We start from the raw sequence: 14,517 nt of genomic DNA, 5'->3' as shown, positions 1-14,517 counted from the left end.
GAGGCAACGTACCCTGCTAGGCATGGTCAATCGACTGCAATGTCATTACCGCTTTGCATACCACACTGCCTTCACGGGTAACCACAATGTCCATTTTGCACGTTCGACGACTGGTTTCCAGAATTAACGGTCGAACCAGGATCTGATCCTCAATCTGTACTGGTCGAACAAAATAAGTTGTTACATTATCGACCACATGGTCGTTCCCTGTAACATCCCACGCTGCCCGCCGGCCAGCCTGGGTCATCACATTCAACAGAACTCCTTCGGAGATCGTACCCAGATCCGTTGCCATCTGAGGAATGATGAATCCGTGAAATAACAATTCGTTCTGTTCACCGCGCTCCTCGGCAAACCCGTTCCAGATCAGATGATCAAACGTCTCTCCCAGTTGTGGCTGCTTCTGTGCATCCCGCATGGCCTGAAGCACTTCCTTGCGTGTGACGGACGCAATCAGTTTGCGATTCCGATCCACGATTGGCAGAAAATCGATGCCTTCCCAGGTCATAATCTGGGCAGCAGAAGCAAGAGATGTCTGCAATGAGGCCGTAATCGGGCGGCGTATCACACATTTCTCAATACTTTGATCTTCTTTCAGCTCACTGACATCCTTCAGACTCACAATCCCGATAACCCGGTTCCATTCATCCACGACTGGAAAGCGATGTTCACCCGTCTCTGAAACCAACATATGAAAATCTGCGGCTGAACTGGTCACCTTCAATACCTGCAAGCGAGGTTTCTGACCAATGATATCCTCAACAAGCATAATTTTTTTCTTAATCAGCCGGTCGAAGATCGCACGGTTAATCATTGAAGCTACCGTGAATGTATCATGTCTGGATGAAATAATCGGTAGCCCAAGCTCGTCAGCCATAATTCTTACTTCACGACTTGTCCCAAAACCACCCGTAATCAACACGCCCGCTCCCTGTTCGAGGGCAAGCGAGTGAGCATCTTCACGGTTACCCACAATCAGCAGACTCCCAGCGTCAATATAACGGGCCATTGCCTGTTCCTTCATCGCTCCAATCACATACTTGTGCAGCGGTTTGGCGAGACCTTCGTTCCCCCCCAGCACATGGCCTTCCACAATGGTCACGACATCAGCAAAGGTCAACTGTTCCGACATGCCCCGAGGTCTCTTCTCGATCCGCACCGTTCCAATTCGTTCCTTGGTCACGACCAGCCCGAAGTTCTCCGCCTCTTTCACCGCACGATACGCTGTCCCTTCACTTACACCCAGCTCCCGCGCAAGTCCACGTACTGATATTTTACTACCAACCTTCAGTTGTTCAATATGTTGAAGTAACTGTTCATGCTTCGTGACGTTCTCTTCCTGTCCGTCCAACTGTACCACCCCCGAAGATGCATCTGTACTATACTGTATCTATTATAACACGGCTTTAGGAAAATAACCCCACCCCTATCCATTCTCAGAGGCAAGTTCGCCATCTGAATTTAATCATCCCATTAACCTCTAATTCTGTATGTACCAAAAAAGACCGGGGCCCCTTTGTACCAAGGGATTCCGGTCTTCCATGTTGGATCTCATACTGTACCTTATACAGACTCGCTCCGCTCCTGCTTGTCCAGCAGTTTCATCTCCCACTGCCGCAGCTTCGCCCGGCGAACGGCTTCCAGTGCACGCTTCTTCTCTTCATCCACACCGAGAATAAAATGCAGATGTGCACCAACGATTAATAAGGAGAACAGCACCCATACGATGCCAAAAATATTAACCCAGTCCATTCCTCCAGCAAAGGAAATCCGCGGCAGTGCAATGACCAGCATCGACAACGCAATAAGCAGATAGATCACATGTTTTGCTTTTTTCAACCTCTTCACCATTCACAGCTCCTTCGTTCTTGATCGACTCTATATGTCTAGTCTATGAACGATAAGGAGCTAATATGAAAGGTTCAGGTAAAAAAACAAGACAACCTTTTAGTACGTGTTCAAAAAGATCAGTTTTCAGTACCGAGAAGATGGAATGAAGCTAGGCATCCTTCGTAATCAAAAGTGGACTTTTTGAACTACCTTTTTACGCTTCAGCGCCACCGTACAGATGACCCAGGCTGTCAGCAATAATTTTATTCACGTCTTCAATGATGACACTGAGGCGACGCTCCGCATCAAACAAACGACGGATGTTCAGATTCAAACTCAGTACTTCAAACAGCTTCTCCATTTTCTCCATCTCATCCGGAGCTGGCATATCCCCGCTCATCATACGTTGTTGCAATTCCATTTGTTGATCACGGAAGTTATCCAGCATTGCTTTTGCATCCGGATCAGCTTCAATCAGCTTCATCGCGGAAGTAATCTCTTCCACCTCGCTGCTTTCTCTCAGTGCTTTGGCCAAATCATTGGCTTTGTCATAAATGTTCACTATTATTCCTCCTCAGATTGGTTTGTTCATCCGTGTTAATACACGCTTTTCTCTCCTGTCAAACAAAGGCGCTCTGAAACAGGCCATCCATAACCTGCCTCGAAATCAAATGCATTTAATCCATATGGGTCAATCACCAAGGGTTATATGTCCTCATATGATGAAGCACATGCCATGTTCAGATGCCGTTCAACTTCGAGATCAGACATCAAGTTGCCGCCCGGAAGGAGATCCGTGATGTCCACTAAAAAAGTAACGATTCAGGTTACCGGCTCGGGCATCCTGCAGGACGACGTCATCATGCTGGGCGAAGGGGTGCTTAAGGCGCTTAAAATCCCTTCAGGAAGGCCGCTTCAGCTGCAATTTGGCTCTTTCCGCCGCGAAGTCACTGTTATTCCGGTACCAAGGTATGACGGGCTGCGCATCAATCAGACAGTTGCCAGCAAGACCGGTCTCGTTCCACGTTCGGTCCTGAGGGTATCCTATCGTTCAGCCAGCCGTACGCTTCGCCTTGGACCCTACATCAGTGTACTGGTTAGCCAGGATTATCCCGATCAGCCCGATCGGCCCTTTGGCTCCATCACGATGTTCTGTCAAGAACTGGTGAACGCCTGCCGTAAGCAAGGCGCCTATGTATCCTTTTTCACACCGGAGGATATTGGAGCGGTAACGGGTTATATGAAAGGCTGGGTGTATGATGACGGCTGGAAAAAGACTGTTCTGCCTGTAGCAGACGTCGTCAATAACCGGCTAACGTCCCGCAAGCTTGAGAACAAACCTAGCGTACAGCATTTTATGAAAGAAGTAAAATCGCTCTACGGCACGCAAACCTTCAATGAAAAGTTTCTGGACAAAAACGAAGTGTTTGACGCACTCAAGTCCATTTCAACGCTTAAACGAGTTCTTCCCGAGTCTCATTTGCTCAAGACGTCTGCCATGCTCAAGACGATGTGCAACCGACATCCGGTTGTATTTCTGAAGCCCGTCCGCGGTTCTTTGGGCAAAGGGATCATCCGAGTCTCACGTCAGATTGACGGAAGCTTCCTGACTCTGGCGACTGGCGTCGGGGGGACCCGGAAACAAACGTATACTTCTCTGGATAAACTGTATGCCAGTATGTCTGGGAAAATGAAAACAACGCGTTATCAGATCCAACAAGGGCTGACTCTCATTGACAACAGTGGCAGACCCGTGGATTTCCGTGCGCTCGTGCAAAAAAACCGTACAGGTAAATGGAGTGTAACCTCCATCGTCGCCCGGATTGCGGGCGGAAGTCACTACGTATCCAATCTGGCACGGGGTGGAAGTCTCAGCACCGTCAAGGATGCTGTTGCCAAAACACAGTTGTCTGGATCAGCCAAAGCTTCCGCATATGCAGGATTGCACACCGCAGCACTGGATATCGCTAAAGGAATCGAGAGTGCCATCCCTGCTCATTTTGGTGAACTCGGTATTGATCTGGCCTTGGACACCACTGGGCGCGTATGGCTGCTCGAAGTCAACTCCAAACCATCCAAGAATGATAATACACCACTGAGTGAGAGCAAGATCCGCCCTTCCGTCAAAGCCATGCTCGAATATTCTACGTACCTGGCGGGTTTTTGAAAAGTTATTCCCTAAGGGAAACAAATCTGATAGAGGAGAGGTGCAGCGTAATGTTTCCAACATCTCAGACCAAGACACTGGCCATTCTGGTACGTGCAACCGAAGGCTCACCTCCCTTTACGGATGAACTTTTCTGCCGTCGCCTCAGTTTGGGGAGCATGCGATACGCCCTTCAGATTATTGTGATCCCGATATCGAATGATACAGTCCATCTCCCTCTTCAATGGGGATATGTCTATCATCAAGGGAAGTGGAATTCCGTACCTGTTCCTGCAGTCGATCTCATTATGGATCGTTGTCTTCGCCCTATCTCCAGGTACGTCAGACAACAGCTTAAGGAATGGATACCAACCAACGGCACAGATCAACACCGTTATTGGTCTGCTTCCCTTCCAGGAAAATGGGAAGTACATCGTGTGTTGTCCCGAAATGCTGAATTGAGGTCACAACTTGCTCCCACAACCCGGATCGGATCGCATATTCCTTGGGAAACATGGCTGGACCGTTGGCCCAAAGGACTGTTTTTCAAACCGGTATCCGGGACTCATGGCAAAAATACCTTTCGCCTGTCTCGGGGAACGACTCCATCAACATGGATCGTGGAGGGGCGTAACGAGGAAAATGAACCCTTTTTTCTTACATTCAACCATACCCAGGCTGTATCTTCCTGGCTAGCATTACATCAGGCTGAGCGCAAGATGATCGTGCAGCCATATCTGGAGCTTAGCCATCATGGAAGAGCATTCGACATACGGGCTCTAATGCAAAAGAATGGGCAAGGTCGCTGGACGCTTACCGGATGTATGGTACGGGAAGGACCCGAAGGTTCACTCACGTCCAATCTTCACGGTGGGGGTAAAGCATATCCTGCCCACGCATATCTGCTCCAGCGATATGGAACGATCCGCACGGAAACTCTGCTGAAGAGCATCCGGCAGACTGCTACTCTTATCCCCACCCTGCTGGAAAGCCGTTTCGGCAGGTTAGCCGAATTGGGCCTTGATTTCGGAGCAGATGCAGAGGGCCAACTCTGGCTAATTGAAGTCAACTCCAAACCAGGCCGCACCTCATTTGCAGAAGCGGGCGACCGACGCATGCATACCCTGACTTATACCCGGCCGCTTGCCTATGCCCGTTATCTGTTGCAACAACATGTTCTCACGGACGTCTTTCGTCCAATGAAATTGCCGAATACATCCAGCAAAGCTGGCCTGAAACCCATCCCGATTCACGGCGGCTGAGGCCCGCAGCGCCCGCTTGCCATGGAGCCCAAGGATCTTTTCAGGATAGGAGGATAAATCATGAGTTTGACCTTTTGCAATCTGCATTTCACCAAGCAACCGGATAAAGTGGTTTATGTATCCAACGCTTTAATGAAGAGCCTCAACCTGTCCGGCAAAAAAACGGTGCACCTTCGCTTCGGGCGTGACCGGGTACCTGCAACGATCAAACCAATCAAAAAAGCAGGTAAACATCTGTATCTCGCTTCAGGTATCCGTAATATGATGAACGTTCCCAAACGGGGCAGTATTTATCTCCGGAATTTGCAAAATGATGAGGTCCAGTTAGGTCCACTGATCGGCGTACTCTCTGATGGGCCTGCGACGAGCACGAATCCATTCGGTTCCCGTACTGGTTTCATCAAACAATTACTCCGTGAAGGCAGCCGTAAATCCTACATTTACGCATTTACTCCTCGGGATATCAATTGGCAGAACGAGACGGTATCGGGTTTTTTCCTGAATGATAACGGAAGCTTTACCCGCAGAACCGTACCTCTGCCCGATGTTGTCTACAACCGGTTACCAAGCCGTCGTTCAGACTTCTCACCAGCAATCAACCAGCTGCGGGAACGATTTGTTCGCCGAAAAATTCCGTTCTTCAACTGGAGCTTCTTCAACAAATCGGATATCTATACGTTGCTGGAGAACGAGCCGGCAGCAGGACGGTATATCCCTGAATCGATTACCAATCCTTCCGTTGAACAGATGAAGGAAATGTTGGAACGCCATCAGTTCGTCTACTATAAGCCTACTGCCGGAAGTCTGGGGAACGGGATCTACCGCCTGACTTATTCGCCCAAACGTGGATATTTCGCACGTTATCGCAAAAAAGGCGGTAATGCACTCCTGCGTTTTGGGTCCTTCAACAGTCTGATGCGCATGCTTCAGGGAAGACATGGCAAGCAGCTACGCGGATATGTAGTTCAGCAGGGAATACGTCTAATTGAGATTGATGAATGTCCAATTGATTTCCGTTTTCACATGCACAAAAATGGTAATAATCAATGGGTTGTTGTCGGAATTGGAGCCAAAAAGGCAGGACGTGGCAGCGTCACAACACACATCAAAAATGGCGGCTCCCTAATGACTCCTGAGCAGGCGCTCAGTCGCAACTTCGGCGATCGTGCGGGAGAAGTTCTTCAGCATGCCAAATCCGTCGCTATTACACTGGCCCAGGCGATTGAAACCCAGCACCAGCATCTGATTGGTGAGATTGGCTTTGATCTGGGCATTGATCAGGAGGAACATGTATGGATGTTCGAAGCGAACGCCAAACCCGGGCGCTCCATTTTCCGTCACCCTTCACTCCGGGTGGAGGGCAAATCGTCGGTGGAGCACATCTTGGAACACTGCCTGTATTTGAGCAAGTTCCGGAAGAAGGAAGAGATTTGATGACCCTTCATGATGATTTCAAACCTGTCATTGCTGTTTTGACCATGCATGATAAACAGCGTATGTTCAGGGGAAATCATCAAAATTTTCAAGATATCTTACAGACAGGCGAGAGCATGGGATACGTGGTGTACATTGTAACTGTACGGGATCTGAACGTGAGTGGCCCCACCGTGAAAGGATATACGTACAACAAGGGGAGTGGAAAGTGGGTTTCACAACCTTTCCCCCTTCCCCATGTTCTGTACAATCGTATTCCCAACCGGGAAGACGAAGGAAAACCTTCCGTGCAGCGTAAAATTGACGAATGCATGCAATCAGGAATCGAACTGTATAACCCATTCTTTTTCAACAAATGGGATCTGTTCGAATGGCTCAGGAAATCCAAATCGACTCAGCAACTGATCCCTTATACTCGGCGGATGCGAAGTGCTTCTTCTCTGGGTGTCGTTCTACGGACGTATCCCTATCTGTACCTTAAGCCCGAGAGCGGCAAAGCTGGTAAAGGAATCATGATGCTTAAATTTCAGGAAAAAGAACGGCTTCCCTATCGTCTCAAAATACAAACCACACGTAGAAGCACGACCTATAAAGCATCTACACTTGCCAAGTTATGGGCACGAATTCGCAAAGAAACCGGACATACGCCCTATATCATGCAACAAGGCATTGAACTGGCATCCTCTCGTAAACGCCCCTTCGATTTGCGTGTTCTTGTACAAAAGAACACCAAGGGCCAATGGAGCGTAACCGGTGTAGGAGCGAGACTTGCTGGCTCCCGCAGCATTACAACTCATGTGCCGCGCGGCGGGAGCGTAGAAGACCCTGAGAAGCTGCTGACCGAGCTTTTTGGCGAAGAAATGTCAACAACCCTGATGAAACGTGTGAAATCCACTTCATTAATGATCGCAAGACAGGTAGAACGGGGATCAGGTTACACGCTCGGAGAAATGTCCATGGATCTGGGCATTGATGACCTGGGGGAACTCTGGTTCTTCGAAGCCAATGCAAAGCCCATGAAGTTTGATGAACCACAGATCAGACGGCGGTCATTGGAACGTATATTTCACTACAGCGCTTATCTTGCCCGTCAGTCCAAACGATGATAGACAGGAATACTGCAAAAAGAAGGTGATTGTTTGTGTCCTCACCTGTTCTGGGCATTATGACGTTGTACTTAAATGAACATCGCGCTCTTGAAGAACGAAGCGTTTATCGCAGAATGATTCTTGAAGGGCGCAAGCGGGGACTCGATATCTATGTATTCACACCAGCCGACGTACACCCCGGCGGCAAACAAATTGAAGCCATGGTTTTTCATGAAGGAAAAGGCTGGTCCAGGGAGTGGCGATCATTCCCGGACCTGATCTTTGATCGTTGCCGGATTCAGCGTAACCGAAGGTTCCAGCAATTGCTTGCTTTTCGTGAGAAATATGGGCATCTGCTCTTTCTGAACAGGCCACTGCGCAATAAATGGACCATCCACCAGACCCTTTTGCAAAAAGCCAACTTTCGTGAACACCTGCCGGAAACCGCTCTATTTCAGGATATGTCCGATGTAAACCGGATGCTTAAAGTTTCTTCTCTGGTCTATCTCAAACCCATTAATGGAACAGGCGGACGTGGTATTCTGCGCATTGAACGCAGCAGTAGCGAGGCTAATACAGTGCTTGTTCAAGGGCGGGATCAGAAGCGTCGTATCATCACTCCACGTAAAGTTCATTTATCACGACTTGGCGCGTTGCTCCAGCACTGGAACATGAAAGACAAGTATCTTGTACAAAAGGGCATTCAACTTCAGCTTCCGAATGGACGTGTGCATGATTATCGCATGCTCGTTCAGAAGAACGGAGAAGGACAATGGGAGCTTACTGGATGTGCTGGACGCATGGGTGCAGAAAAAAGCGTAACCTCCAATCTGCATGGCGGCGGTCAGGCAATAGCGATGGACCGACTCATGAAGCAATGGATCGAAGATGACGACCTCCGGGCAGAAATTAACACAACTGCAGAGAAATTCGGCATTGATGTTGCTTCGTTTCTGGAAGATACGTATGGGGACCTATGTGAGTTGGCACTGGATTTGGCGATTGACAGAAGCGGGCGTATCTACCTGCTTGAAGTTAACCCCAAACCTGCACGTGAAGTATTCGCTCGCATCGGGGAGCGGGATATCTATTATAAAGCCATCACTCAGCCGCTGGAGTATGCCTTATGGGTATATCGCAACAGACCTCCCGGAACGGCCAGAAAGCCAGCCAGTCCCAAGCCCGTTTCGCAAAAATCACCCAGAGTAAAAAGAAAAAATAAAGCCAAGTGAGTGAAGAAAAAGCAGGAGTCTATGTTCGCCAAGTGCGAGCATCTGCTCCTGCTTCACTGTTTTTATTTCTGTTCTTTCGACCATTGCAACGTGTCGTTGTCAATCACAATATACCCTTTTTCCTCACCTTGCACATAAGATAATGCCAATCTCATCAGGTCAGGTTCCAGTTGGCATGTGGTTACACGTGTAACCTGGTCTGTATGATCCGCGGGGAGGCACAACGTCAGAATACCCACTTTACCCGAGAAATCAGTCTTGCCCTGGATGACCGATGTTTCCGACTTGGAACCATACACCTCAGATACCCAGCCGGGCTGCTCCGTCAACGCGAAGGCTCCCTTCCCGATGCCTGCCGTAACCCATTGCATCGTCAGCGTTATGGAAGATGCCTCATAGCTCATATCCGCCGTCATTTCTCCAGCTTCATTCATTCTCAACGCAATATCCGCTTGCGGATGCAGGTGAAAACGTTGCTCCAGAGTATGCTCTGCTTCTGCCTCCAGCCAATCCACAATTAATAGTATAGGGATCTCCACCCCTGCCAGCATCCACCGACGATGTGTAACTGGATCTGGCAAATGTGTATATCCATCCTGTGAAGCATCAATGAAGTGATAGCTGTCATTGCTCTCCCAACGTAGCGTTGTAGCCTGAGCCTCCGGTTCACCCCATTGCTGTGTGGAGAGATAAGGTGTCTGATCCAGACCATCCACCGTGACGGTATTGTGCGCCCGCGTACTTTTGAAATACCGACGCCATTTCCCTTCTTCATACGTATAACGTCCGGTGTCCGTGAAGAAAAGCTGGTTCTTCCACATCCACTCCACATTCAGCGCATCCGCATGTCCGTGTGCTCCGCCCATGGCAGCCGCATCAAAAAAAAGATATTGATACTTGTCCCTCATGACATAATATCCTGTCTGCGGAAAGGCTCGGCTCGACAACACCGGAGAAGAAGAAGCCTGTAGTCTGAGGCATCGCTCATATTTTTCTACACCCAGCAACCAGAGACACTCCGAGCTATCCGTTCCGCGAGCCATCAAATCATCATCGTCCAGGATCGCTCCAAGCAGGGTCAGTCGTTGTCGTCCATCGCCAACCCAATCCGAATCACCAATACCGGTAGACTGATGATCTGGTCGGATCAGCGCCTCAGTAAATGCGGCCATTTGGCGTAGACAGCGGGCATACCATGCCGAGAAAGGATGTCCTGAAATCTCACCCAATCGATAAGGGGTGCCAAACATTTCGATGCTGGCATTGTGGTAATGTGTTGTCAGTTCAACCTGTATCCCTTCTTCACCCAACTGATGCAACAAACACAGCTCAAGACGTTCCATCGCCACTTGACGCCAGTATGGACTTCGCGAGTGCTGGTGGTAGAACGTAGCGATCATGAACAACCCTTGCATATGCATAATGGCATGATTTATTTCCGTGCTGCCGAGGTAACGGGTCAAAAACTCGGCGTGCTCGTTCAGACCTTGTCGAAACTCCGCCTGAAAGCCTTCGTCTATCAGTGAACTCGCTTCCATATATTTATATGCCGATATCCAGGACTGCACACGTAGTCCCGTCTCCAGCAGGCGCCACGGTCCGGGTTTTTGAAAGAACACAGCCTCGTCGTAAAACAGATTTATAGGTACCGGGTTTTGCTGTCTCCAGCTACGGAAGTGGTCAATAAATGCTGTTACATATAGCGGATTGCCCTTCATCAGATACGCCTTGCCCAGATCGAGCATATGCCAGTGTCGATTGATGCCCCATGTGAACTCCAGATCATTGGTCGGGTTGTGAAGCCAGTCCACGGGTGTCCCCATCGGAATCCAGCGATTCAGATCGTTGGTATAAGGAACGATAAATTCATTCAGGATGGCACGATTGGCAATCGTGAGCGAATTTCGGGCTTCTTCCGGAAAATGTTTTTCATAATATTGGGCAGCCCGTTGCAGGTCTGTTGCCGAAAGGTAAAAATCGCTCATTGGGACGCCTCAAGAAAATCCTGACGGAACGGCGTAAACACATCCAGAATGACGGAGTCCTCCAGTGCCTTAACCCCATGCGGGACGTTAAAACCGGCATAAAAGCTGTCCCCTGCTTTTAAGATGCGAGTTTCTTCACCGACCTGAACCTCAAAGCTACCTTTGACGATATAACTGACCTGCTCGTGCGCATCATGGGAGTGAACTTCTCCAATACCACCTTTAGCAAAGGTAACCTCCACCATCATTAATGTACCGCCCATACCCAAGATCTTGCGGGAACTCGTTTCGTTCACGATATGTGCATCGATAGACGCATGATTAATAATCATTTTGCTTTTCCCCTTTCCTTGTGAATAAGCGACCGAAGTAGTTAAACCACGGCCGCTATGAACGTTTATTAGTCTTCTGTGGACAATTTACCCTGAAGTTTGGAAGAATCAAACGAAGGATCAGCAGTTATGTTGGTCAGCCCTGCCGCTTTGGTTTTCTCCAGAGCTGCATTATACCTTGTATCCAGATCCTTGATCACAGCATCGAGATCGCCACCCGTGAATACAAAGATTGAAAAAGCCTCACCCCATTTGGTGCCTTCCAGTGAACTCTCGGTCACCACACTTGGATTTGCCGGGAAAATGGCATCATATCGTTTGGGCAGGAAACCTTCAATGCCCGGAATGCTTGGTTTTTTGTCAGAGCTTAATACAGCAGGAATCAGCGAGATTCCGTATCCTTTTTCGTAATACTCACTCTGAAGATCTGTGCTGTACACATACGCCATAAACTTCCATGCCGCTTCCTTGTTGGCAGAATCTGCATTGATGCCGATGTAGGAGCCCCCGATGACTTGTGAAGCGCCCTTGATCGTTCCATCATTAGTTGGTACAGGAGCGGCTGCCCAATTTTCTTTTGTAGGAAACTGATCTTTATATACACCTGGTTCACCGGAGTGGTTAATGTACATTCCGATTTTGCCTTGAGCAAACTGGGCTCTGAGTGGATCGATGTCCAGACTTTCAACCCCTGGCAGCATGCTGCCATCCTGATTCATCTGACGAAGCGCCATTGCGATATCCTTGTACATCCCAAAATCAAATTGGCCTGTCTTGTAGTTGTAACCATCAATACCCACATTATTGCTTGCACCTGCAATCGTATTGGCTGCTCTCCAGAAGCCGCTGCTGCTCTTGAATGGGCTGGCAAAGCCATAGATGCCTTCACTTTTACCAACTTCGGTAATTTTTTTGGCATCCGCAACCATCTCAGCCAACGTTTTTGGCGGACTCTCGATCCCTGCCTTTTTGAAAATATCTTTGTTATACACAAGCCGCCAGACCTGCCCTGTATTGGGGAGGGAATATATTTTTCCATCAATCGTGTTTTTATTTTCAATCAAGCTGTCTTTAAATACGGCCTTCATCTCATCACTCATGTATCCATCGATCGGGGCGAGATACCCCTTCTGATAATACGTCTGAAAATCATTAACTTGCAGCACATCGGGTGCCTGCTTGCTGGCAAAAGCAATATCGACCGCCTGTGGATAGTTGTCCCCCATCACGGTCATCTCCACTTCAATGTTGTCCTTGTTCGTCCGGTTGAACTCATCGATCTTGGATTTCATAAAATCAGCATCATGGCGGTCCGGTGTCCAATATATGATTTTGGTTTTCCCTCCGGCATTCTCCCCGCTGGTCCCCGATTCGCTATTTGCCGAAGTACCACTGTCAGCAGAACAACCTGCCAAACTTAGCGCCAGCAATGCACTTAGCGTAGTCACCATCCACTTTTTAACCATTGATATGCCCCCTTATGCTTGTCTGGACAACCCGTTTGGTTATCCGTTAACGTAATGATAATCGCTACGCTTTCATGGAGGTGAGGGACATTCTGACTTTGCATGGTGGGAAAAATGACGATCCGTATCGGTTTCAATTCTCATACATTTGCCGGAAGCAGGTTGGCGTCATGCCGCAATATTTCTTGAACAAACCGCTGAAATACGGCCTGTCCTCATAACCCAGCCTCTGGCAGATCTCTTGCACCTGTACACCTGCAACCAGCAATTCTTTGGCCTTTTCCATCCTCATCTTAGTAATATATTGAATCGGCGTTATGCCCGTTTCCTTTTTGAAGGCATTGGCAAAGTAACTCGGACTTAAATGCACGGATTGGGCACAGGCATGCAGCGTCAGATTTTCTGCAAGATTCAGACTGATATATTCCTGCGCTTTGCTAATCGCCTGTTTGACATCAGTGAGTCGTTTTTTGTCCATAATCTCGCAACCCATACTGCTAAAATGTTTGATATATCCCCTCCAGCCCTCAAACGTCAAGGAACGCATCGCCTCAAGCACTGTCAGGTCGGCCTCCAGACGCAAGCGTTCCTCTGCTGTAATCTCATCACAAAAGGCACGGTAGATGGCAAAAGCAAGTCCAGACAGCAAACGAATCATCGTGAGTGGCTCGGGAAAACCTTCGGAAACCTGCCATTCTTCGAGAATTTCATCAATGATGCGGTGACAGGTGCTCTCATTACCACATTTCAGTGCATAAAAAAGCTCCTTCTCCTTCTCCAGAGGATATACCGGAGCCACACATGCCTGATTCTCCAGTTCAGCATACTGGAGGATGCAATTGCCTTCACTGTAAAAACGATAGGATATCGCCTGATCTGCATGTGCGTAGGACGTCCAGATCTCCTGTGGTCTGCGAGCAATCGTACCCACACCAATTGAGACTGTTTTTTTGCTGAATCGCTCCACATTTTGGCGGCATTGCTCCAGTAACTCGGAGACATCTATGTGGCTTGGTGTGTTAAATATGGCTGCAAGCCGGTATCGGTTTTCCCGTAAAACAACGCCTTTGGTATAACGATTTATGGTTTCTCCAACAATATTTTGAACCGCAAAAGGAACGATTTCGGCATCCAGATGCATCGTGTATCCATATCGCGTATAACCATCCACCTCGATAACTATGACGATAAGATTGGAGGAATCGAGATCAATATGCAGCTCGTTCCAGCGACTTTCATTCAGGAATCCCCCGACTTCATGACGCAACAAGCCCAGTAGATAGCTGTGACGCTCGTACTGGCTGCTGCTCTCCACCTTCTGCTCCAACTGTTCCAACTGTTTGCACTGTGCCTGTTCTTCCTTAATCACCTGTCTTACCTTCAACACCGCACCGAGTATTTCTTCAGGGGTAAACGGTTTGAGTAAATAATCGGATGCACCCAGCTTGATGGCCTCCTGTGCATATTGAAAATCCGAATAACCACTGATGAAAATAAATTTGGCTCGCAGTCCGGCATCCAATGCCCGCTTCATTAGCTCCAGCCCGCTCAACTTGGGCATCCTGATATCACTAATCACGATGTCGGGTTGCTGCTCCAGCAACAAGGACCAACCGCGCTCTCCATTTCCCGCCGTGCCTACAATCCGAACCTGATGATCTTCCCACGGAATAGTTGAAGATATGCCCTTTACAACTGCCTGGATATCATCCATAACACACATCGTCAATTGGCCCATACTG

General features: G+C 48.6%; 12 protein-coding genes. 5 read left to right on the top strand and 7 right to left on the bottom strand.

Annotation, left to right across the window (positions count from 1 at the left end; translation table 11 throughout):
* Positions 1–16: 16 nt before the first annotated feature.
* The 3 genes from MKY01_RS09835 to MKY01_RS09825 form a co-directional block, all read right to left on the bottom strand.
* Positions 17–1,351 carry a DRTGG domain-containing protein gene (locus tag MKY01_RS09835; protein ID WP_036609860.1) on the bottom strand — a complete coding sequence of 445 codons (1,335 nt, stop codon included), beginning with the start codon at positions 1,349–1,351 and terminating at the stop codon, positions 17–19.
* A 212-nt stretch (positions 1,352–1,563) separates the two neighbouring features.
* Positions 1,564–1,848 (bottom strand): hypothetical protein, encoded by a 285-nt coding sequence (locus tag MKY01_RS09830; RefSeq protein WP_085981456.1) that lies wholly within the window; start codon positions 1,846–1,848, stop codon positions 1,564–1,566.
* Positions 1,849–2,044: 196 nt separating this feature from the next.
* Positions 2,045–2,392 (bottom strand): YlbF family regulator, encoded by a 348-nt coding sequence (locus MKY01_RS09825; RefSeq protein WP_036609862.1) that lies wholly within the window; start codon positions 2,390–2,392, stop codon positions 2,045–2,047.
* A gap of 237 nt (positions 2,393–2,629) precedes the next feature.
* On the opposite strand from MKY01_RS09825, the gene MKY01_RS09820 reads away from it, so the two are divergent.
* From MKY01_RS09820 to MKY01_RS09800, 5 genes are read left to right on the top strand one after another with little or no spacing between them, the layout of a single operon-like run.
* Positions 2,630–3,997, top strand: coding sequence for a YheC/YheD family protein (locus MKY01_RS09820; protein ID WP_036609865.1), 1,368 nt, complete (start codon positions 2,630–2,632; stop codon positions 3,995–3,997).
* A 50-nt stretch (positions 3,998–4,047) separates the two neighbouring features.
* Positions 4,048–5,238 carry a YheC/YheD family protein gene (locus MKY01_RS09815; protein WP_339286367.1) on the top strand — a complete coding sequence of 397 codons (1,191 nt, stop codon included), beginning with the start codon at positions 4,048–4,050 and terminating at the stop codon, positions 5,236–5,238.
* A gap of 60 nt (positions 5,239–5,298) precedes the next feature.
* Positions 5,299–6,672 (top strand): YheC/YheD family protein, encoded by a 1,374-nt coding sequence (locus MKY01_RS09810; RefSeq protein WP_036609869.1) that lies wholly within the window; start codon positions 5,299–5,301, stop codon positions 6,670–6,672.
* Positions 6,672–7,778, top strand: coding sequence for a YheC/YheD family protein (locus MKY01_RS09805; RefSeq protein WP_339286366.1), 1,107 nt, complete (start codon positions 6,672–6,674; stop codon positions 7,776–7,778). Before MKY01_RS09810 ends, MKY01_RS09805 begins: the two co-directional genes overlap by 1 nt.
* A gap of 35 nt (positions 7,779–7,813) precedes the next feature.
* Positions 7,814–8,992 (top strand): YheC/YheD family protein, encoded by a 1,179-nt coding sequence (locus MKY01_RS09800; RefSeq protein WP_143781026.1) that lies wholly within the window; start codon positions 7,814–7,816, stop codon positions 8,990–8,992.
* Positions 8,993–9,054: 62 nt separating this feature from the next.
* Here the strand turns inward: MKY01_RS09800 and MKY01_RS09795 are convergent, their stop codons facing one another.
* From MKY01_RS09795 to MKY01_RS09780, 4 genes are all read right to left on the bottom strand, one after another.
* Entirely contained in the window at positions 9,055–10,977 is a 1,923-nt protein-coding gene (locus MKY01_RS09795; protein WP_339286365.1) for an alginate lyase family protein, read from the bottom strand.
* Positions 10,974–11,309, bottom strand: coding sequence for a cupin domain-containing protein (locus MKY01_RS09790; RefSeq protein WP_036669940.1), 336 nt, complete (start codon positions 11,307–11,309; stop codon positions 10,974–10,976). The genes MKY01_RS09795 and MKY01_RS09790 overlap by 4 nt, the downstream gene beginning before the upstream one ends.
* A gap of 68 nt (positions 11,310–11,377) precedes the next feature.
* Positions 11,378–12,775 (bottom strand): sugar ABC transporter substrate-binding protein, encoded by a 1,398-nt coding sequence (locus MKY01_RS09785; protein WP_076252325.1) that lies wholly within the window; start codon positions 12,773–12,775, stop codon positions 11,378–11,380.
* Between the two features lie 133 nt (positions 12,776–12,908).
* Positions 12,909–14,513 (bottom strand): helix-turn-helix domain-containing protein, encoded by a 1,605-nt coding sequence (locus MKY01_RS09780; protein WP_339286364.1) that lies wholly within the window; start codon positions 14,511–14,513, stop codon positions 12,909–12,911.
* Between the last annotated feature and the right edge of the window lie 4 nt (positions 14,514–14,517).

The sequence above is a fragment of the Paenibacillus sp. FSL R5-0486 genome, from assembly GCF_037975155.1.
GTDB classification, from domain to species: domain Bacteria; phylum Bacillota; class Bacilli; order Paenibacillales; family Paenibacillaceae; genus Paenibacillus; species Paenibacillus amylolyticus.
The sequence above is the reverse complement of the archived record's forward strand: the minus strand, read 5'-3'. Positions and strand labels throughout refer to the sequence as shown.

Bases quoted from the DNA above. Each gene is read 5' to 3' on its own strand.
- MKY01_RS09780 (WP_339286364.1), bottom strand. From the start codon at position 14,513: ATGGGCCAATTGACGATGTGTGTTATGGATGATATCCAGGCAGTTGTA.
- MKY01_RS09810 (WP_036609869.1), top strand. From the start codon at position 5,299: ATGAGTTTGACCTTTTGCAATCTGCATTTCACCAAGCAACCGGATAAA.
- MKY01_RS09805 (WP_339286366.1), top strand. From the start codon at position 6,672: ATGACCCTTCATGATGATTTCAAACCTGTCATTGCTGTTTTGACCATG.
- MKY01_RS09795 (WP_339286365.1), bottom strand. From the start codon at position 10,977: ATGAGCGATTTTTACCTTTCGGCAACAGACCTGCAACGGGCTGCCCAA.
- MKY01_RS09815 (WP_339286367.1), top strand. From the start codon at position 4,048: ATGTTTCCAACATCTCAGACCAAGACACTGGCCATTCTGGTACGTGCA.
- MKY01_RS09785 (WP_076252325.1), bottom strand. From the start codon at position 12,775: ATGGTTAAAAAGTGGATGGTGACTACGCTAAGTGCATTGCTGGCGCTA.
- MKY01_RS09790 (WP_036669940.1), bottom strand. From the start codon at position 11,309: ATGATTATTAATCATGCGTCTATCGATGCACATATCGTGAACGAAACG.
- MKY01_RS09820 (WP_036609865.1), top strand. From the start codon at position 2,630: ATGTCCACTAAAAAAGTAACGATTCAGGTTACCGGCTCGGGCATCCTG.